Annotated in this window: 10 protein-coding genes, 1 tRNA gene and 1 pseudogene; 9 read left to right on the forward strand and 3 right to left on the reverse strand. The window is 65.7% G+C overall.

All coding sequences use genetic code 11. The features are described from left to right. Positions 1-1,180: pseudogene (locus NCCP_RS07115) on the reverse strand (WD40 repeat domain-containing protein); the annotation flags it as partial. A gap of 353 nt (positions 1,181-1,533) precedes the next feature. On the opposite strand from NCCP_RS07115, the gene NCCP_RS07120 reads away from it, so the two are divergent. The 4 genes from NCCP_RS07120 to NCCP_RS07135 all read left to right on the forward strand — a co-directional run bounded on the left by NCCP_RS07120 (position 1,534) and on the right by NCCP_RS07135 (position 7,381). Next, entirely contained in the window at positions 1,534-4,290 is a 2,757-nt protein-coding gene (locus tag NCCP_RS07120) for a winged helix-turn-helix domain-containing protein (protein WP_149956555.1), read from the forward strand. 124 nt (positions 4,291-4,414) lie between these two features. Beyond that, the gene (locus tag NCCP_RS07125; protein ID WP_149956556.1) at positions 4,415-5,104 is read left to right on the forward strand and encodes a hypothetical protein; all 690 of its coding nucleotides are present in this window, start codon (positions 4,415-4,417) and stop codon (positions 5,102-5,104) included. A gap of 173 nt (positions 5,105-5,277) precedes the next feature. Next, the gene (locus tag NCCP_RS07130) at positions 5,278-6,294 is read left to right on the forward strand and encodes a zinc-binding alcohol dehydrogenase family protein (RefSeq protein ID WP_149956557.1); all 1,017 of its coding nucleotides are present in this window, start codon (positions 5,278-5,280) and stop codon (positions 6,292-6,294) included. Positions 6,295-6,358: 64 nt separating this feature from the next. Further along, the gene (locus NCCP_RS07135) at positions 6,359-7,381 is read left to right on the forward strand and encodes an LLM class flavin-dependent oxidoreductase (protein ID WP_149956558.1); all 1,023 of its coding nucleotides are present in this window, start codon (positions 6,359-6,361) and stop codon (positions 7,379-7,381) included. A 49-nt stretch (positions 7,382-7,430) separates the two neighbouring features. Here the strand turns inward: NCCP_RS07135 and NCCP_RS07140 are convergent, their stop codons facing one another. Next, positions 7,431-9,734 (reverse strand): putative bifunctional diguanylate cyclase/phosphodiesterase, encoded by a 2,304-nt coding sequence (locus tag NCCP_RS07140; protein WP_149956559.1) that lies wholly within the window; start codon positions 9,732-9,734, stop codon positions 7,431-7,433. A gap of 732 nt (positions 9,735-10,466) precedes the next feature. On the opposite strand from NCCP_RS07140, the gene NCCP_RS07145 reads away from it, so the two are divergent. The 3 genes from NCCP_RS07145 (at position 10,467) to NCCP_RS07155 (ending at position 13,395) form a co-directional block, all read left to right on the forward strand. Continuing rightward, positions 10,467-11,114 (forward strand): hypothetical protein, encoded by a 648-nt coding sequence (locus NCCP_RS07145; protein ID WP_149956560.1) that lies wholly within the window; start codon positions 10,467-10,469, stop codon positions 11,112-11,114. A gap of 93 nt (positions 11,115-11,207) precedes the next feature. Then, positions 11,208-12,674, forward strand: a complete 1,467-nt coding sequence (locus NCCP_RS07150; RefSeq protein ID WP_149956561.1) for an ice-binding family protein — start codon at positions 11,208-11,210, stop codon at positions 12,672-12,674. 28 nt (positions 12,675-12,702) lie between these two features. Continuing rightward, complete coding sequence (locus tag NCCP_RS07155) at positions 12,703-13,395, forward strand: hypothetical protein (protein ID WP_149956562.1); 693 nt, start codon at positions 12,703-12,705, stop codon at positions 13,393-13,395. Between the two features lie 283 nt (positions 13,396-13,678). Here the strand turns inward: NCCP_RS07155 and NCCP_RS07160 are convergent. Continuing rightward, positions 13,679-13,762, reverse strand: a tRNA-Leu gene (locus NCCP_RS07160). Positions 13,763-14,044: 282 nt separating this feature from the next. Between NCCP_RS07160 and NCCP_RS07165 the strand changes: the two genes are divergently transcribed. Next, entirely contained in the window at positions 14,045-14,782 is a 738-nt protein-coding gene (locus NCCP_RS07165; protein ID WP_149956563.1) for an FhaA domain-containing protein, read from the forward strand. After that, the gene (locus tag NCCP_RS07170) at positions 14,779-15,261 is read left to right on the forward strand and encodes an FHA domain-containing protein FhaB/FipA (RefSeq protein ID WP_149956564.1); all 483 of its coding nucleotides are present in this window, start codon (positions 14,779-14,781) and stop codon (positions 15,259-15,261) included. The genes NCCP_RS07165 and NCCP_RS07170 overlap by 4 nt, the downstream gene beginning before the upstream one ends. The last annotated feature ends 2 nt before the right edge of the window (positions 15,262-15,263 follow it).

The following is a 15,263-nucleotide window of genomic DNA, read 5'->3' on the forward strand; positions in this document are numbered from 1 at the left end:
CGGTGCCGAGGGCGGTGCCGTCCAGTTCGATGCGGACGGTGGCGTCCGGGGTGAAGTGGGCACCGGTCACGGTCACCTCGTCACCGGCGGTGACCTCGCCCGAAGACACCGTCACTGCGGGGGCCGCTTTCACAGTGAGGGGCGTGTTGACGGTCCGGTTGGAAGTGGTGTCGACGGCGGCGATGGTGCGGGCGCCGGCGGTGGTGCTGACCGGGATGGTCGCGGTGTAGGTGAACGCGCCGAGGTCATCGACGGTGGCGGTGCCGAGGGCGGTGCCGTCCAGTTCGATGCGGACGGTGGCGTCCGGGGTGAAGTGGGCACCGGTCACGGTCACCTCGTCACCGGCGGTGACCTCGCCCGAAGACACCGTCACTGCGGGGGCCGCAGGCGGGTTAAGCACCTCATCGACGGTGCGTCCGTCGGTGGGACCTGCGACCGAGAACGCTTCGCCTTGGAAACCGGGCACCGAGTTGCTCATGCGGAACAATTTCGTGGTCTCGCCGGTCGTGATGTCGTAGCGAGTCAGCGTGCCGTCCCAGCTCTGCAGGAGCACAGTGCCGTCGGTGTCGAAGTCGGCGGCGAGGATACTGACGTTGAGGTCTTCGACGTGCGTGAACTCGTTCGTCTCGGGCGAGTAGGTGTAGGCCTTGTTGCTGTAGCCGAAGGCCCAGAGGACGCCGTCCGGAGCGGTGGCGAGGGCGGCGATGCGCTCGGGCCCTGCCGCCAGGCGCGTGACCTGCCCCGTGTTTGAGTCGAGCTTTCCGAAGCCGCGGGAGCCGTCGAGGTTGTCGGCCGCGATCCACAACTCACCGTTGTTGCCGATGTCAAAGGCCGTGGCGTCGGTAAAGTTCGAGTCCGCGACCTTGGTAAAGTCGCCCGTGCCGAGGTCGACCTCCCACAACTGGCCCTCTCCGTTATACGTCGGGAAAAGGGCCCGCCCGTTCGTGGCATCGACGTCGAATCCCGCGATGCCGAAGGCCTGCGGAGCCGAGCCGACCGCGGTGAGTGTGCCGTCCTTCGCGACCTTATACAGGGTTGGAGAGTTCGTCCAGGTCAGTGCGTACCACCCTCCGACCAGGTCGTCGCCGTCTGCGGCGTGTGCCGCTGAGGGTGCGGCGAGCCCGAGAAAACCGGCCAGCAGCACGGCGCTCACGGCCGAAAGGAAGGTGGATCTGCGCATGTATGTAGAGCTCCTATCGGAGGACGAGTCGGGTGAACGCCTGCCGGTCTAGTGGCAATGCGTGTCCCCAAAGTTTGCTGAGCTGGCAAAAATGCACCGTCCAACCCCGCCGTCCGCCGTGCGGTTCAAAGACCGCGCGGTTCAGGGACACTGCCCGGGCGGCTGCCCGGGCCAACGGCCGGGCGCGCATCTGCCTGCGTCAAACTACAGCAGTGTCATTCCTTTCTCCCAACAGCGGCAGGGAACATTACAACTCTGTGACAGGGCCGCGGAATCCGTCACGCAGACAGACCGGGAAGAGTGACGGCTGCGGCGTCCGCGCATCCTAGGATCGACAATGAGGGGGATCGACAATGAGGGATCAGGCAGCGGCGGACCAGGCAATGGCGGACCGGGCAATGACGGACTGGACAACGGCACTGCCGGTGCTGGCTACAAAGCTCTTCGTCCCGTCCCCGCGCGCCGGAGCGGTCCCCCGCCCCCGCCTCGTCAACCAACTGGCCTCCGGCAGGCAAGCAGGACGCCGGCTCACCCTTGTCTCCGCACCCGCCGGGTTTGGCAAGACCGCGCTCCTGAGCGAGTGGATTGCCCAGACGCGCCGGAGGCATCCGGAGGTCCGCGTCGCCTGGCTGTCTTTGGATGAGAGCGACAACGATCCCGTCCGGTTCCTCACCTACCTGGCTGCGGCCCTCCATCGGGCAGACGCTGCGATCGGCCGCGAGGACCCCGAGGTGCGGCTGCCCGTCGAAGCGACCCTCACCTCGCTCATCAATGACATGGCCCGCAGCGCCCAGCCGCTCATCCTTTTTCTGGATGACTTTCAGCGCATCGAGGACCTAACCGTTGTCGAAGCGGTCGTTTCCCTGCTCGACCACCTTCCCTCCACGGCGCATGTGGCCATAGCAAGCCGCTCCGATCCGCTCCTGCCGCTGGCGCGGCTGCGGGCCGGCGCGGACTTGACCGAGCTGCGCGCCGCCGATCTGCGTTTCACTCCCGATGAGGCCTCCGCCTTCCTCAACGAAGTGATGGGGCTTTCCCTTTCGCGCCAGGATGAAGCGGTGCTCGGGACGCGCACGGAGGGCTGGATTGCCGGGCTTCAGCTCGCCGGCCTGTCCCTGCGCGAAAGTCCGGACGTTTCCGCGTTCATCGAAGCCTTCGCCGGAAGCAACCGCTTCGTGATCGACTACCTCGTCGAAGAGGTCCTCAACCGGGCAGCACCGGACATCCGTGATTTCCTCTACCGCACCGCGATTCTGGACCGGCTCAGTGGCCCGCTCTGCGACGCCGTGGCCGGACGTACGGACAGCACCCGCATGTTGGAGTCGATTGAGCGGGCCAATCTGTTCATCGTGCCACTGGATGACAGCCGGCAGTGGTACCGGTACCACCACCTCTTCGCCGACGTGCTGCGCTCCCGGGTACTCGCGCGCGGCCCGGCCCACGTTGCGGCCCTTCACCGCCTGGCCAGTGAATGGTACGAGCACAACGGCTCACCCGATGAAGCAATCAGGCATGCGTTCGAGGCCGCCGACTTCCCGCGGGCCGCGCGAATGATCGAGGCCATCATCCCCGGCGTCCGCAAGAGCAGGCAGGATGCGACCCTCCTTGGCTGGCTTGCGGCGCTGCCCGATGACACCAGGAAACGCCGGCCCGTGCTGCAGGTGTTCTCCGCATGGGCCTCGCTCGTTGCGGGCGACCTCTCCACAGCCAGCCTCCAACTGGACGAGGCGGAGCATCTGCTGGCGGCAGGAACCGCTGGTGGCCCGCCCGCCCACGATTCCGGGCCCAGCCAGGAACTCCATACGCTGCCCGTGACGATCGAGCTCTACCGTGCCTCGCTTGCTTTAGCCTCGGGGAACCGGCCCGGAACCGCGCACCATGCACAGCGCGCGCTCCGCCTCGCGGAGCCCGATGACCACTTGGGCCGGGGCGCGGCGGCCGGTTTGCTGGGCCTGGCGGCATGGGCCACGGGCGAGCTCGACGCCGGGGTGGCCGCTTTCAGGGACTCCGCGAAGAGCCTCCGCAGTGCCGGCAACCTGACCGACGCGCTGAGCACCACCATGGTCATCGCCGACATGCTGCTGCCGCTGGGCCGGCTGCGCGAGGCCCAAAGGATGTACGAGACCGCCCTGCGGCAGTCCCTGGAGTACGGCAACAGCGGCCAGCCGCGGGCGGACCTTCACGCGGGCCTGGCCGCCGTGTTGCGGGAGAGCAACGAGATTGCGCTCGCCAGGAACCACTTGTCGGCGAGCGCCGAACTGGGCGAAAGCGCCCTCTCCCACGAGCACCGGTACCGGTGGTTCGTGGCGATGGCGGGGGTGCACGAGGCCGAGGGCGAAACCGACCTTGCCCTCAAGTTCCTGACCGATGCGGAGCAGCACTACCGCCGCGGTTTTTTCCCCGATGTCTGCCCCATCGGGGGCCTCAAGGCGCGGATTTACATCAGGCAGGGGCGCCTTCCCGAAGCACGCGCCTGGGTGGACGGGCAGGGACTCACACCCACGGATACGCCCGATTATCTCCACGAGTTCGGCCACATTACCCTCGCCCGGCTGATGATCGCGGAGCACAACGCAGGCCTCCCGGGCCAACCGCTCGACGACGCGCGGGGACTGCTCGGCCGGCTGCTCGCTGCCGCGGAAGCCGGTCGCCGGCTGGGAAGCGTCAGTGAAATCCTGATGCTGCAGGCCCTCGCGGACCACGCGCAGGGCAAGACCGCCCACGCGCTCGTGCCCCTGGAACGCGCCCTCTCTTGGGCCGAATCCGAGGGCTGCTTCCGGCTGTTCATCGACGAGGGCGCTCCGATGCTGGCACTTCTGCGCACCGCCGCCGGCGCCGGCATCAGCCCGGACTTCGTGCGCCGGCTCAGCCAGGCACTCCGCAACACCAGCGGGCCCCTGGCCCCCAGCCAGCTCCGCGAGATGCTGAGCGAGCGTGAACTGCACGTGCTCCGGCTCCTGGCCACCGAGCTGTCAGGCCCGGAGATTGCCCGCGAACTCCGCATCTCGCTCAACACCCTGCGGACCCATACGAAACACATCTTCCGCAAACTTGAAGTGAGCAGCCGCGCTTCCGCCCTCCACCGCGCCGAAACGCTGGGCCTGATCTAGGCCGTCATCCACCACAATCACCCTGTGACCCGCGAAGGTGGTGATGTCCACTCACCACATTCCTGCGTAACTTTCGAATGCGCCCGGGCAACCGCCCGTCCCAGCGACACCACAGGAGCACACCATGAGCATCACGACGTCCACCCTTACCCGCGGGGCCGCGGTCGCCGCCGCACTCGCGGGCCTGGCCTACATCGTCATCCAATTCATCCATCCCGCCGACGTCGCCGCCTCGCTGGCGACACAACAGTGGAAGACTGTCCACGCTTTGAGTTTTCTCGAGGCGGTGCTCGCCCTCATAGGAATTACCGGCATCTATCTCAGGCAGGTAGGCCCATTCGGGATTCTGGGCCTCGCCGGGTACCTGATGTTCGGCTTCTTCTTCATCCTGCAGTCCTCCTTCACCTTCGCCGAGGCGTTTATCGCGCCCCTCTTCGTCGCCGAAGCACCCCAGGTTTCCGTTGATATCGTCGGGCTGTTCGGCCGGAATGCGCCCGTGACCGACCTGGGCCCGCTCTCCGCACTGCCACAGCTTGGAGGTTTGCTCTACGTGGGCGGCGCGCTGCTCTTCGGCATCGCCGTTATCCGTGCCCGGCTGCTCTCACGCGGAGCCGGCATCCTGCTGGTTGCCGCTGCCGCCCTCACCCCGGTCGCCGGGGCCCTGCTGCCCCACGCACTCGAACGCATGGCCGCCGTCCCCATGGGCCTTGCCCTGGTCTGGCTCGGCTATTCCCTCTGGTCCGACCAGCGCCGGAACACCGCGGCACTGCAGGTACACGCGGAGCAGGCCCGGGGCGACCGCGCAGTGGCATGAGCCGCTACGAAATCCGCCTCCCAGGACGGCTTGATCCAGGGTGTAGCGACTGGTTCGACGGTTTCACGCTCACGAATGATGCGGACGGATCCACCACCCTCAGCGGCCCCTCATGCTCTCTGGCTGCCCGGTGCCCTTGACCGCCACTGAACCCCGTGGTCCATGCTGGTCCCATGCACCTTTCAACACGAGCCATCGCGTCGGTTTCGACGGCGCCTGCCAGCGACCCATCGAGTTTTGCCGACATCGAGATGGAGGTCCCGCCCTTGGGGCCGCGGGACCTGCTCGTGGAAGTGCGGGCCGTGTCCGTGAACCCGGTCGGCATCAAGGTGCGCGGCAGGGGTGCGGACCAGGCGGAGCCGCAGATTCTCGGTTATGACGCGGCTGGGGTGGTACAGGCGGTAGGGGCAGAGGCAAGCCTCTTCGCGGTCGGCGATGAGGTCTACTACGCCGGCGCCATCAACAGGCCCGGTACGAACACGCAACTGCACGTCGTCGACGAGCGCATTGTGGGACCGAAATCCGCGTCCCTGACCTTCGCCGAGGCTGCTGCGCTTCCCTTGACCGCGATCACCGCCTGGGAAGGTTTGTTCGACAAGCTCAAGCTGACCTCCGACAGCGGGGGAACCTTGCTGATGGTGGGTGCCAGCGGAGGAGTCGGGTCCGTGGTCCTGCAGCTGCTGCGGGCCCTCGTTCCACAGATGCGCGTCATCGCCACTGCGTCGCGGCCCGAAGCCGAGGACTGGGTGCGCTCGCTCGGCGCCCATGAAACCGTCAACCACCGCGGAGACCTGCGCTCAGAGATCCGCCAGGTTGCACCGGAGGGCATCGACTATATTTTCACGGCGAACTCCGAGGACCAGACGGAGCTCTACATCGATGTGTTGAACCCGTTCGGGCAAATCGTCGCCATTGACGACCCTGGCTCGGTCGATGTGATTGGGCTGAAACCGAAGGCCCTGTCCTGGCATTGGGAGTTCATGTTCGCCCGGTCCCTGCATCAGGCCGCTGACCAGATCCGCCAGCATGAACTGCTCGCCGAGGTCGCGCAGTTGGTGGCGTCCGGGGAGGTGCGCAGCACCGTGACAACAACCCTGCGGCCCATTGCGGCGGAGCAGATCCGGGAAGCCCACCGGTTGGTGGAGTCGGGCCACATGATCGGCAAGGTCGTGATCACCAACGAGGCCTAGGGCTTTACCCCCACAGGCAGCAGGACCGGGAAGAATTTCCGCCGCCGCGGAGTTGGCTCCTGATGTGAAGAAGATCGGATTCCTGTCCTTCGGCCACTGGACCGACCACCCGCAGTCCGCAACGCGCAGTGCGTCGGACGCGCTCCTGCAGGCGATCGACCTGGCGGTCGCGGCCGAGGAGCTCGGCGCGGACGGAGCCTACTTCCGCGTCCACCACTTCGCGCAGCAATATGCCTCCCCGTTTCCGCTGCTGGCCGCCATCGGGGCACGGACCAGTCGCATCGAGATCGGCACGGGCGTCATCGACATGCGCTACGAGAACCCCCTATACATGGCCGAGGACGCCGGCGCGGCCGACCTCATCTCGGGGGGACGCCTGCAGTTGGGCATCAGCCGGGGCTCGCCAGAGCAGGTCATCGACGGCTGGCGCCACTTCGGCTTTTCCCCGGCCGAGGGCGAGTCCGACGCCGATATGGCCCGCCGGCACACTCTGCGCCTGCTCGAGGTACTCACGGGTGAGGGCTTCGCGCAGCCGAATCCCCGCCCGATGTTCCCCAACCCTCCGGGCCTGTTGCGCGTGGAGCCGTACTCGGAAGGCCTCCGGGAGCGCATCTGGTGGGGTTCCGGTTCGAACGCCACGGCGGTATGGGCTGCGCAGCAGGGCATGAACCTGCAGAGCTCCACGCTCAAGGATGACGAGAGCGGCAAGCCCTTCCATGTCCAGCAGGCCGAGCAGATCCAGCTTTACCGGCAGGCCTGGAAGGAGGCCGGACACGAGCGGGAGCCCCGCGTCTCCGTCAGCCGGAGCATCTTTGCGCTGACGGAGGAGCGCGACTGGAAGTACTTTGGTCACGACCGCTTCAGCTCCGACCAGGTGGGCCACATCGACGCGAAAACCCGGGCGGTCTTCGGCCGGTCCTATGCGGGCACCCCCGACGAGCTGGTCGCAAAGCTGGCTGGAGACGAGGCGATCGCGGCAGCCGACACCCTGCTGCTCACGGTCCCCAATCAGCTCGGCGTGGAGTACAACACCCACGTCATCGATGCCATCCTGACGCACGTGGCGCCGCAGCTCGGTTGGCGCTGACCCTGGCCGGGCCGGAATGGAATTTATGGCCCCATAAAGCAGGGTTGGCCTATTTGGGAAAGCCTGCGGAAGTTACTTTGCCATCCGGGCTCTGTTCTGGATTCCGGTTGCTCAACCACGTGTCCAATACTTCGGCAGGGACTGGCCGGGAGATGAAATAGCCCTGCACCAAGTCGCAGCCGTACTCGCGGAGGGCGCGGTACGCTCTTTCGTCTTCGACCCCTTCCGCTGTCATTTCCAGTCCCACGCTGTGGGCCAAATGAATGGTGGAGGCCACCAAGGCGGTGGCGCGCTCATCGTCCATCATGGCGCTGACAAAGGAGCGGTCGAGCTTGATCTCGTCGATGGGCAGTTCGCGCAGGTAGGACAAGGAGCTGTAGCCCGTGCCGAAGTCGTCCACCGCTACCCGGACACCCATTTCCCTCAGGGCGCTCAGCGTGGTGCAGGCGCGGCTGCGGTCAGCGACAAGGACGTCCTCCGTGATTTCCAGGACGAGCATGGAAGGGGACAGGCCGCGGGCCCGGGTCATTGCTGCCACCTGATCCGGCAGTCGGGCGTCCATCGCGGAACTCGCCGGCACGTTAACGGCCACTGACAGGTGCTGGGGGCCCGAGGCCCACACAGCGGCCTGGTCCAGTGCCTTGATGAGAACAACGTTGGTCAGCGCGGGCATCAGCCCTGCTTCCTGGAAGTACTTCAGGAAAGCATCCGGCTGAAGCAGACCCAAGGCCGGGTGCTCCCAGCGAACCAGCGCTTCAACACCGCGCACGCGTCCTGTTTCGGGTTCAACTTTTGGCTGGAAGTGAAGAACCAGCTGGTCATTCGACAGCGCGTCGTTCAGGGTTTGCAGACTGCAGAACGGCTGGAGAGCGGCGTTGGCCGGGTCCTCCACGTACAGGGCATGCCCGCTACGCGTGGATTTGGCCGAGTACAGCGCCACGTCGGCCTTGCGCAACAGGACGTCCAAGTCGCGCCCATGCTCCGGGTGGCAGGCAATCCCAATGCTTGCATTCACATGAACCGTAATGCCTCCCAGGCTGTAGGGCTCTGCCAGGGCGGTGCGTATCTTCACTGCCATGTCCTGCGCTTCACGGGGACCGCAGGAACCGGCGTACATCACGAATTCATCGCCTCCCATACGCGCAAGAAGCGTACCGGCCCCCAGCTGTGTGGAAAGCCGGGCAGCCACCTGACGCAGGAGGTCATCCCCGGCCTGATGCCCCAGCCCGTCATTGATCTCCTTGAATTTGTCGAGATCCAGCAGCAGCACCGCGCTCGGCTGATTTCCGCTCGCCGTAAGTTGTTGAGGCACGGCCGCGTAGAGGGCGCGTCTGTTGGGGATACCCGTCAGGTCATCGGTCCGCGCTTGGCTGTTGGCCCGGGACAGCTCGAGCCGCTGCCGGAATACAAGCGGCACCACGGCCAACGCCAGGGTAAGGCTGGCGAGCACTACCGCGGGAAGCATGAGCGGGCGTTGCGAGGCCAGGACCAGAACACCCAACCCGGCGCTCGTGGCCAGGGCAGGGACAGCCTGTCCGGATTTGGATATCCGGACACGGACGTCGGGCCCCGCCGAATGCGCTTGGAGCAGCGTCCAGGCGCCGACCATTGCGTTCCCGAGCGCCCACGGGGCGACCAGTGTCGTGTCCAGGAAATCCACGGCGTTCATTTCCAGCAGAAGATAGGCGACGTCCCCTCCGGCATAAGCCAGGAGCCCCAGTCCAACAAGCCACCACCCCCTGCTCGTGGAACGCCCGGAAGCGGCGATTCCCACGACAACAGCCACAAGCATGAGATCCATGAGCGGATACGCGGCGTCTATGGCCGCGCCCAGCGATGGCGGGCCCTGGAGAACCGAAACCAATTTGGGTCCCAATACAGCCAAAAGGGCAGCCGCTGCACCGAGGGCCCCCACGAGGCTGTCCAACAGGATAATTTTGGCCAGTCCGCGCAGCCGTGTCCGGATAACAACGGACAAAGCCGCCAGCATGAGCACGTAGAACGCAATGTATGCACCCTCCGCTATTGAATACCGGGGGGCATCCTTTCCGGCCGTCATATGCAACACGTCCCAGGTGTATCCCACGGCTTGGCAGGACAAGGCCGCCGCGAAGAAGACCACCTCCCGTCCCCCTGCCCTGCGGTACACCACCGACCAGCCCGCCAGGGCCGGCAGCCACATGGTTAGCAGGCCCAGCATCCGGTCGATGAAGACGTCAAAGGGTCCTGTGGACGGCAAAATGACGACCGCCGCGTACATGCCCGCTACGGCGATCAGAATCCCAGGCAGTAACCACTGGCTGGAGACCAGCCTTGCAGGCCGCCGTGGCTCCGTAGCACCCTGATACATCATCAACCCCCCACAGCCTTGGGCCTTCTACCCTCAAAAGGCGGGATACGTTCGGCCCGAGATTGCCACTGTCCGCTGCACGGCGCTCTATGGAACGCCTGCATCCTGCGGTGTAAAGAAACGCGGCACAAAGCAAAACACGGGATGTCCCCAACCTACCCGGCCCCAGGGGGACTGTAAAAGCGATGGATGAAAGCCTGGCCCCATCCGGGAGGCGGCCGCTTTAGGGAGCACAGCCGCACGCGGGCCGCCTTTGCGAACAACAAGTCGGTGTATCCGCGTTCGGCGTCGTTCCGTCCCGCCTGCAGTGGCGCCATGGAGGAGAACGAACGCCCGCCTTGGAACGGCTGGAAAGTTTCGCTCCCGCGATCCGCGGGCCCCCACCATCCCCTCTTGGCGGGGCGGGTGCCGAAGGATCCGAAAGCGATTCCGCGCCAAACTCCCTCAGGCACCCGTGAGGGTGCACGTCTTGGGCATAACGGGACCGCGGGGACCAGCCTTTGACTCCCCTTCGGGTAAATACTTTGTAAATCACGCTAAATTCCCTAGACAAGACGGATACATGTCATGACATACTTCCGATTAGGTCGCCGGGGGGAACCAGCAATATCTAAGTGTCAACAGGAACTTTGGGGGCCGCCAGCAGCATCGGAATTTTCAATCCCGTGCTGCTCGTGGGGGCCTGTTGCATCCCGGGAGCAGAGCGGGTCGGCCTAAACCACGAAGGAATAGCTCATGCGTGCTCCCAGTTCCCGTACCAGTAAGATTGTCGGCTTCACCGCCGGGCCACTGGCCGTCCTCGCCGCCGGGGCGATGGTCTGGCAGGGCTCCACCGCGGCCTTCACCGCCAACACCAGCACCGCCAACAACTGGGCCACCGGTCAGATTACTCTCACTGACAACGACGTGGATGGGGCAACTTTCGCCGTTTCCGGCCTTGCCCCGGGCGATACCGGGGCCAAGTGCATCACCGTCACTGCAACATCCACGGTCAATGTGACCGGCAATCTCTACGCCTCCGTAACGGGTCTCACTGGCGGCCACGATGCCAGTAGCGTGGACTTCAGCGACCGGCTGATGCTGAAGATGGAAGCTGGCAGCTTCAGCACCCCGGGCGCCACCGCCGCTAACACAGACTGCTCCGACTTCCTAAAGACCGGCGACATCTTCTCCAGAAACGCACTGTCAACCTTGGCTTCAACGACGGCAACGACGCCTGCGGGAGCTGGGTCAGCTCCTGGAAAACAAACGACTGTGGTTGTGTACAAAGTCAGCTATGACTTCGACACCCTGGGCCTTACCCGGGAGCAGGAGAACGCACTCATGGGCCAATCCACCGGCGCGACGTTGGTGTGGGAACTGAAGGCCGGCAGCAGCGCCTAAATCGCCGCCACTTTTCGGGCAGTCGTGAACGCGGCCCGCAACGACACCCCTGCACCCCCAGCCCGGCGGTCCCCGCCGGGCTGGGGGTCGTTGTTGCTGGCCGCCGTTTCACAGGCCTACCTGGTGATCCTGTGCACCTTGGCCGGTGCTGCTCTGCTGCCCGGATTGTTCGGCTGGCACGGGACCGTGGTGCAGACCGGGTCCATGCAACCGCACATCGCTCCGGGCGACGTCGTGGTGCTTTCACCACTTGCCGAGCAGGATCTGATCCCGATGAACGCGGTGGTGCGGTTCAGCACCACCGCACCGGACGGAACCGGGCAGGAACGAACACCGGTCCTGCACCGGGTCACCGCCGCCCACGATGACGGAACCTACACCACGGCCGGTGACGCCAACCCCGACCCGGATCTTAAACCGCTGCACCGTGAACAGATCACCGGCATGGGACGGCTGCTGGTGCCCTACATCGGCTTGCCGGGCCTCTGGTGGAACACCGGCGACTATCTGCCTTTGAGCCTGTGGCTGGCCGGGACACTGTTGGCCCTCATCGCCGTCTCCCGTATCCGCCTCCACGACCCCGAAAACCACGACAGTGGACACGATGAAAGCGCCACAGGCCCATTAGGGACAGAGGACACGAAAGAACGTGTCAGTCATGCCCCCCCGCACCGGCCCGCTCCCCCCCACACCGGTGACAGCGAACCGGAGAATGACCGTGACAAGGTACTGGCCTGGATCAGCGGCCCCGCCTTCCATAACGCTGAATCGGCACCGGCTACAGGACGCCGCGTGGCCCGCCGCGCCGTCTTCGGACTGGCAGGGACGGCGGCACTCACGGGCCTGGCGGCCTCCCCTGATACGCGTTCCAACGCCGCGCTCACCGCCCGCACCAGCACCGGCACCAGCTTTGCCACAGCATCATCCTTCCCGCCCTCCCTCGGTCGGGCAGCAGCCTTCGCACTGCTGGCCCAAGTCAAAGTCGAAGACAGGCTGACGGGCAAAAACCCGGTGGCATCCTCGGTTTCGGGCCTCATCGGTACAAGTACAAGTGGAAGCACCATTACGGGTTACCCAACCACTCACCTAAACAGCAAGGACGCCATCGACGCCATGACGGACGCCCGCGCCTTGTTCAGTGAACTGAAAGCCAAAACAGCCACCACTACTTTGGCCACCCCGTCCCTGTCAGGAACCATCACGCCCGGCGTTTACAGCTATCCCTCTGGTGATCTCACTTTGGGCAACCTGACCTTGGACGCCAAGGGCGATCCCCACGCGGTGTTCATCATCCGGGCCAAAAGCCTGGCTACTGCGTCCAGTTCTCCCGGCACCACTATCAGCCTGGTCAACGGCACCAAGCTCGGGAACGTTTTTTGGTGCGCTGACAACACCGCCAAGATCCTCGCCAACAACAAGGTAGAAGGTACGTGGATAGCCGGCCGCACCGCACAGTCGGACGGCGGGATCACTCTGAAAGGCCGTCTGATAGCCGTCGGTGACAGTTCAACGACAGGCAATATCAGCACCAGTAGCGACACCATCGCCATCCCCACCTAACACCAGCCCCTCCACGCCCAAGACCTTGGTGAACGCGACCATCGAGTTCCGCCAGACCGGGGACCTGGACCGGTACGAACAGCGCATTACCGAACGCTCCAAGTACCTGCTCACCCCCAAAGACACCCGCGATGAGAAGGGCGCCGCGCGCTGGCGCTGCCCGGCCACCGGCCCCTACCCCGACCTTTCCTGCAGCCTCCGGCCCACCAAACCTGCCGCCGGCGGGAAGAGGACCGGGCTGGGGATGCCCGCGTTCCGGCCCACCACTCCGGTCCTCACCCCGCCTACCATGCCGGATCGGATCTGCACCAACACCTCCGGCACCTCCTTCCCCGCCACGGCCGGGGCGAAGTACGCCCAGAAACTCCAATACAAGACTGATGGCTGGCAGAAGCTTTACTCCCACGCCCGCAACAGCATCGAAGGCTTCAACGCCTACGTGAAAGACGCCGGGCGCGAAGACCTGGAAAACCCCGGACGGCGCCGGGTCCGCGGCTACGCCAAGCAGCTGCTGCTCACCACCCTGTCCGTGGTCTCGGCAAACCTGCTCAAAATCCGCACCTGGCACAGCGAACAAACCCGCATCCCGGCGCCGGAGGCCACCAACCCGTCCAAGCTCCCCGGCAAGCGCCGGGCCCCGCGCACCCCCGCCCGCGACGACCTGCGCACCTACACCCCCAACCCCGCAGCCCCGCCACCGGACACACCCCAAGCCGCCTGACCCCCAGCCCCAACCCCGGGGGCGGGCGCGGCACCGAACTGAATAAACACCAACGGCTCCGAAGGAACACCACACCTCGGAGCCACACCCATGCCCAAAAACACCCTGGACAGCCCCACCAGGGTAAACCGGGCACCGGAAACCCCCACACGCACGCCCCGAGCCCTGCGAAACGTCCCAAAACACGAAAAAACCGGCTGCCCCTCTCGGGACAACCGGTTCTTCCTACGCACGTCGGGAGTTTCGCAAACCCAGTACCCTGAGTTTCACAAACATCCCTCTGTGCGCGAGGGGGGACTTGAACCCCCACGCCCTTGCGGGCACTGGCACCTGAAGCCAGCGCGTCTGCCAATTCCGCCACTCGCGCATTTCACTTGTTCGCGGGTTTCCCCCGAACAACGGAAATAATCTAACCACGTCTTGACCGCAGATGCCAAATCGGCCTCCGCCTTTGTGTTTGGCCTCACTTTTTGGCAACCTTTCGGGGCTCGGGCTCGTTGGATCAGGGGCCGGCTGCGTAGGGGCCTCGGCCCATTCCAAGGCAATCCAAGTAGTATCGGGAAGGCACGGGCCACCCGGCCCGCGCTCCGCAGTGCGATGCTCCGGGGCGCCAACCGCGGATGTGAAGACCAGGAGAGGAGCAGCGCCGATGGGTCTCGTCGACAATGTTGAGCGCGGCCTGGAGAAGCTGGTGACCAGCGTTTTCCGGGGATCCGGATCCAGCGACGTCAAGCCGGTGGAGATCGCCAGCCGCCTGCGTAATGAAATGGACGCCAAGACCTTGGGCCTGTCCGAGGGCCGCACCCTGGCGCCCAACAGTTTTACGGTTCGCCTCAGCGCCGACGACTTCGCGCGGGTGCGCCAGTGGGGGCCCACCTTGGCGGAGGAGCTGTGCACCGTTGCGCTCAAGCATGCCAAGAGCCAGCAGTACACGCTGCAGGGAGCCGTCCGCGTCTCTTTCCACAAGGATCCCGAGCTCAAGCCCGGGCACTTCACCATCGATGCGGACATGGCCCGGGACAGCGCCTCGGAGGCCCCCGCCGCTCCCCCCGCCCCGGCCGCTCCCGCCCGCCAGCCCGCGCAGCTGCAGCCTGTCCTGGATATCAACGGGCAGCGCTACGCACTCAATGCCGATTCGATCATCCTGGGCCGCTCCGGCGACGCCGACATCCTGATCGATGACCCCGGGGTTTCCCGCCGCCATCTGGAAATCGTCCGCGAAGGCGGTTCCGTGTGGGCGGTCGACCTCGGTTCCACCAACGGCAGCTACGTCAACGGCCAAAGGGTGGCCGGACGCGAGGAACTGTTCGACGGCTCCATCATTGCGATGGGCCGGACCCGGATCACGTTCCGCCTGCTGCCCCAACGCTCCGGAGGCCGCCCATGAGCGAACTCGTCCTCACCGCCCTGCGACTTGGCTTCCTGATCCTGCTCTGGGTCCTCATCCTCAGCGTCGTCGCCGCCCTGCGCCGCGACCTCAGCGTCGGCAAGAAGGTCCGCGCCGGCGCGCCCAGTGCCCGCGAGGTGCGCAAGAACCCGGACCTCGCCCCGGAACCGGCTCCCCCGGCCAAGCAATCCGCCCGGACCCTGGCCGTCGTGGGCGGCGCGCAGGCGGGAACCACCCTGGAGCTGGCCGCCAGCCCGATCCTGCTGGGACGCGCGCAGGAGGCCACCCTGGTGCTTGAGGACGACTACGCCTCGGGCCGCCACGCCCGGCTGTTCCCGCAGGGCAGCCGCTGGTTCATCGAGGATCTGGGCTCAACCAACGGCACCTTCCTGGGCGAGGTGCAGTTGACCCGCGCGCAGCCGGTCGAGCTGGGGCAGAAGATCCGGATCGGCAAGACGATTATGGAGCTGAGGCCCTAGTC

This window comes from Zafaria cholistanensis (assembly GCF_008580665.1).
In the GTDB taxonomy this organism is placed as follows: Bacteria; Actinomycetota; Actinomycetes; order Actinomycetales; family Micrococcaceae; genus Zafaria; species Zafaria cholistanensis.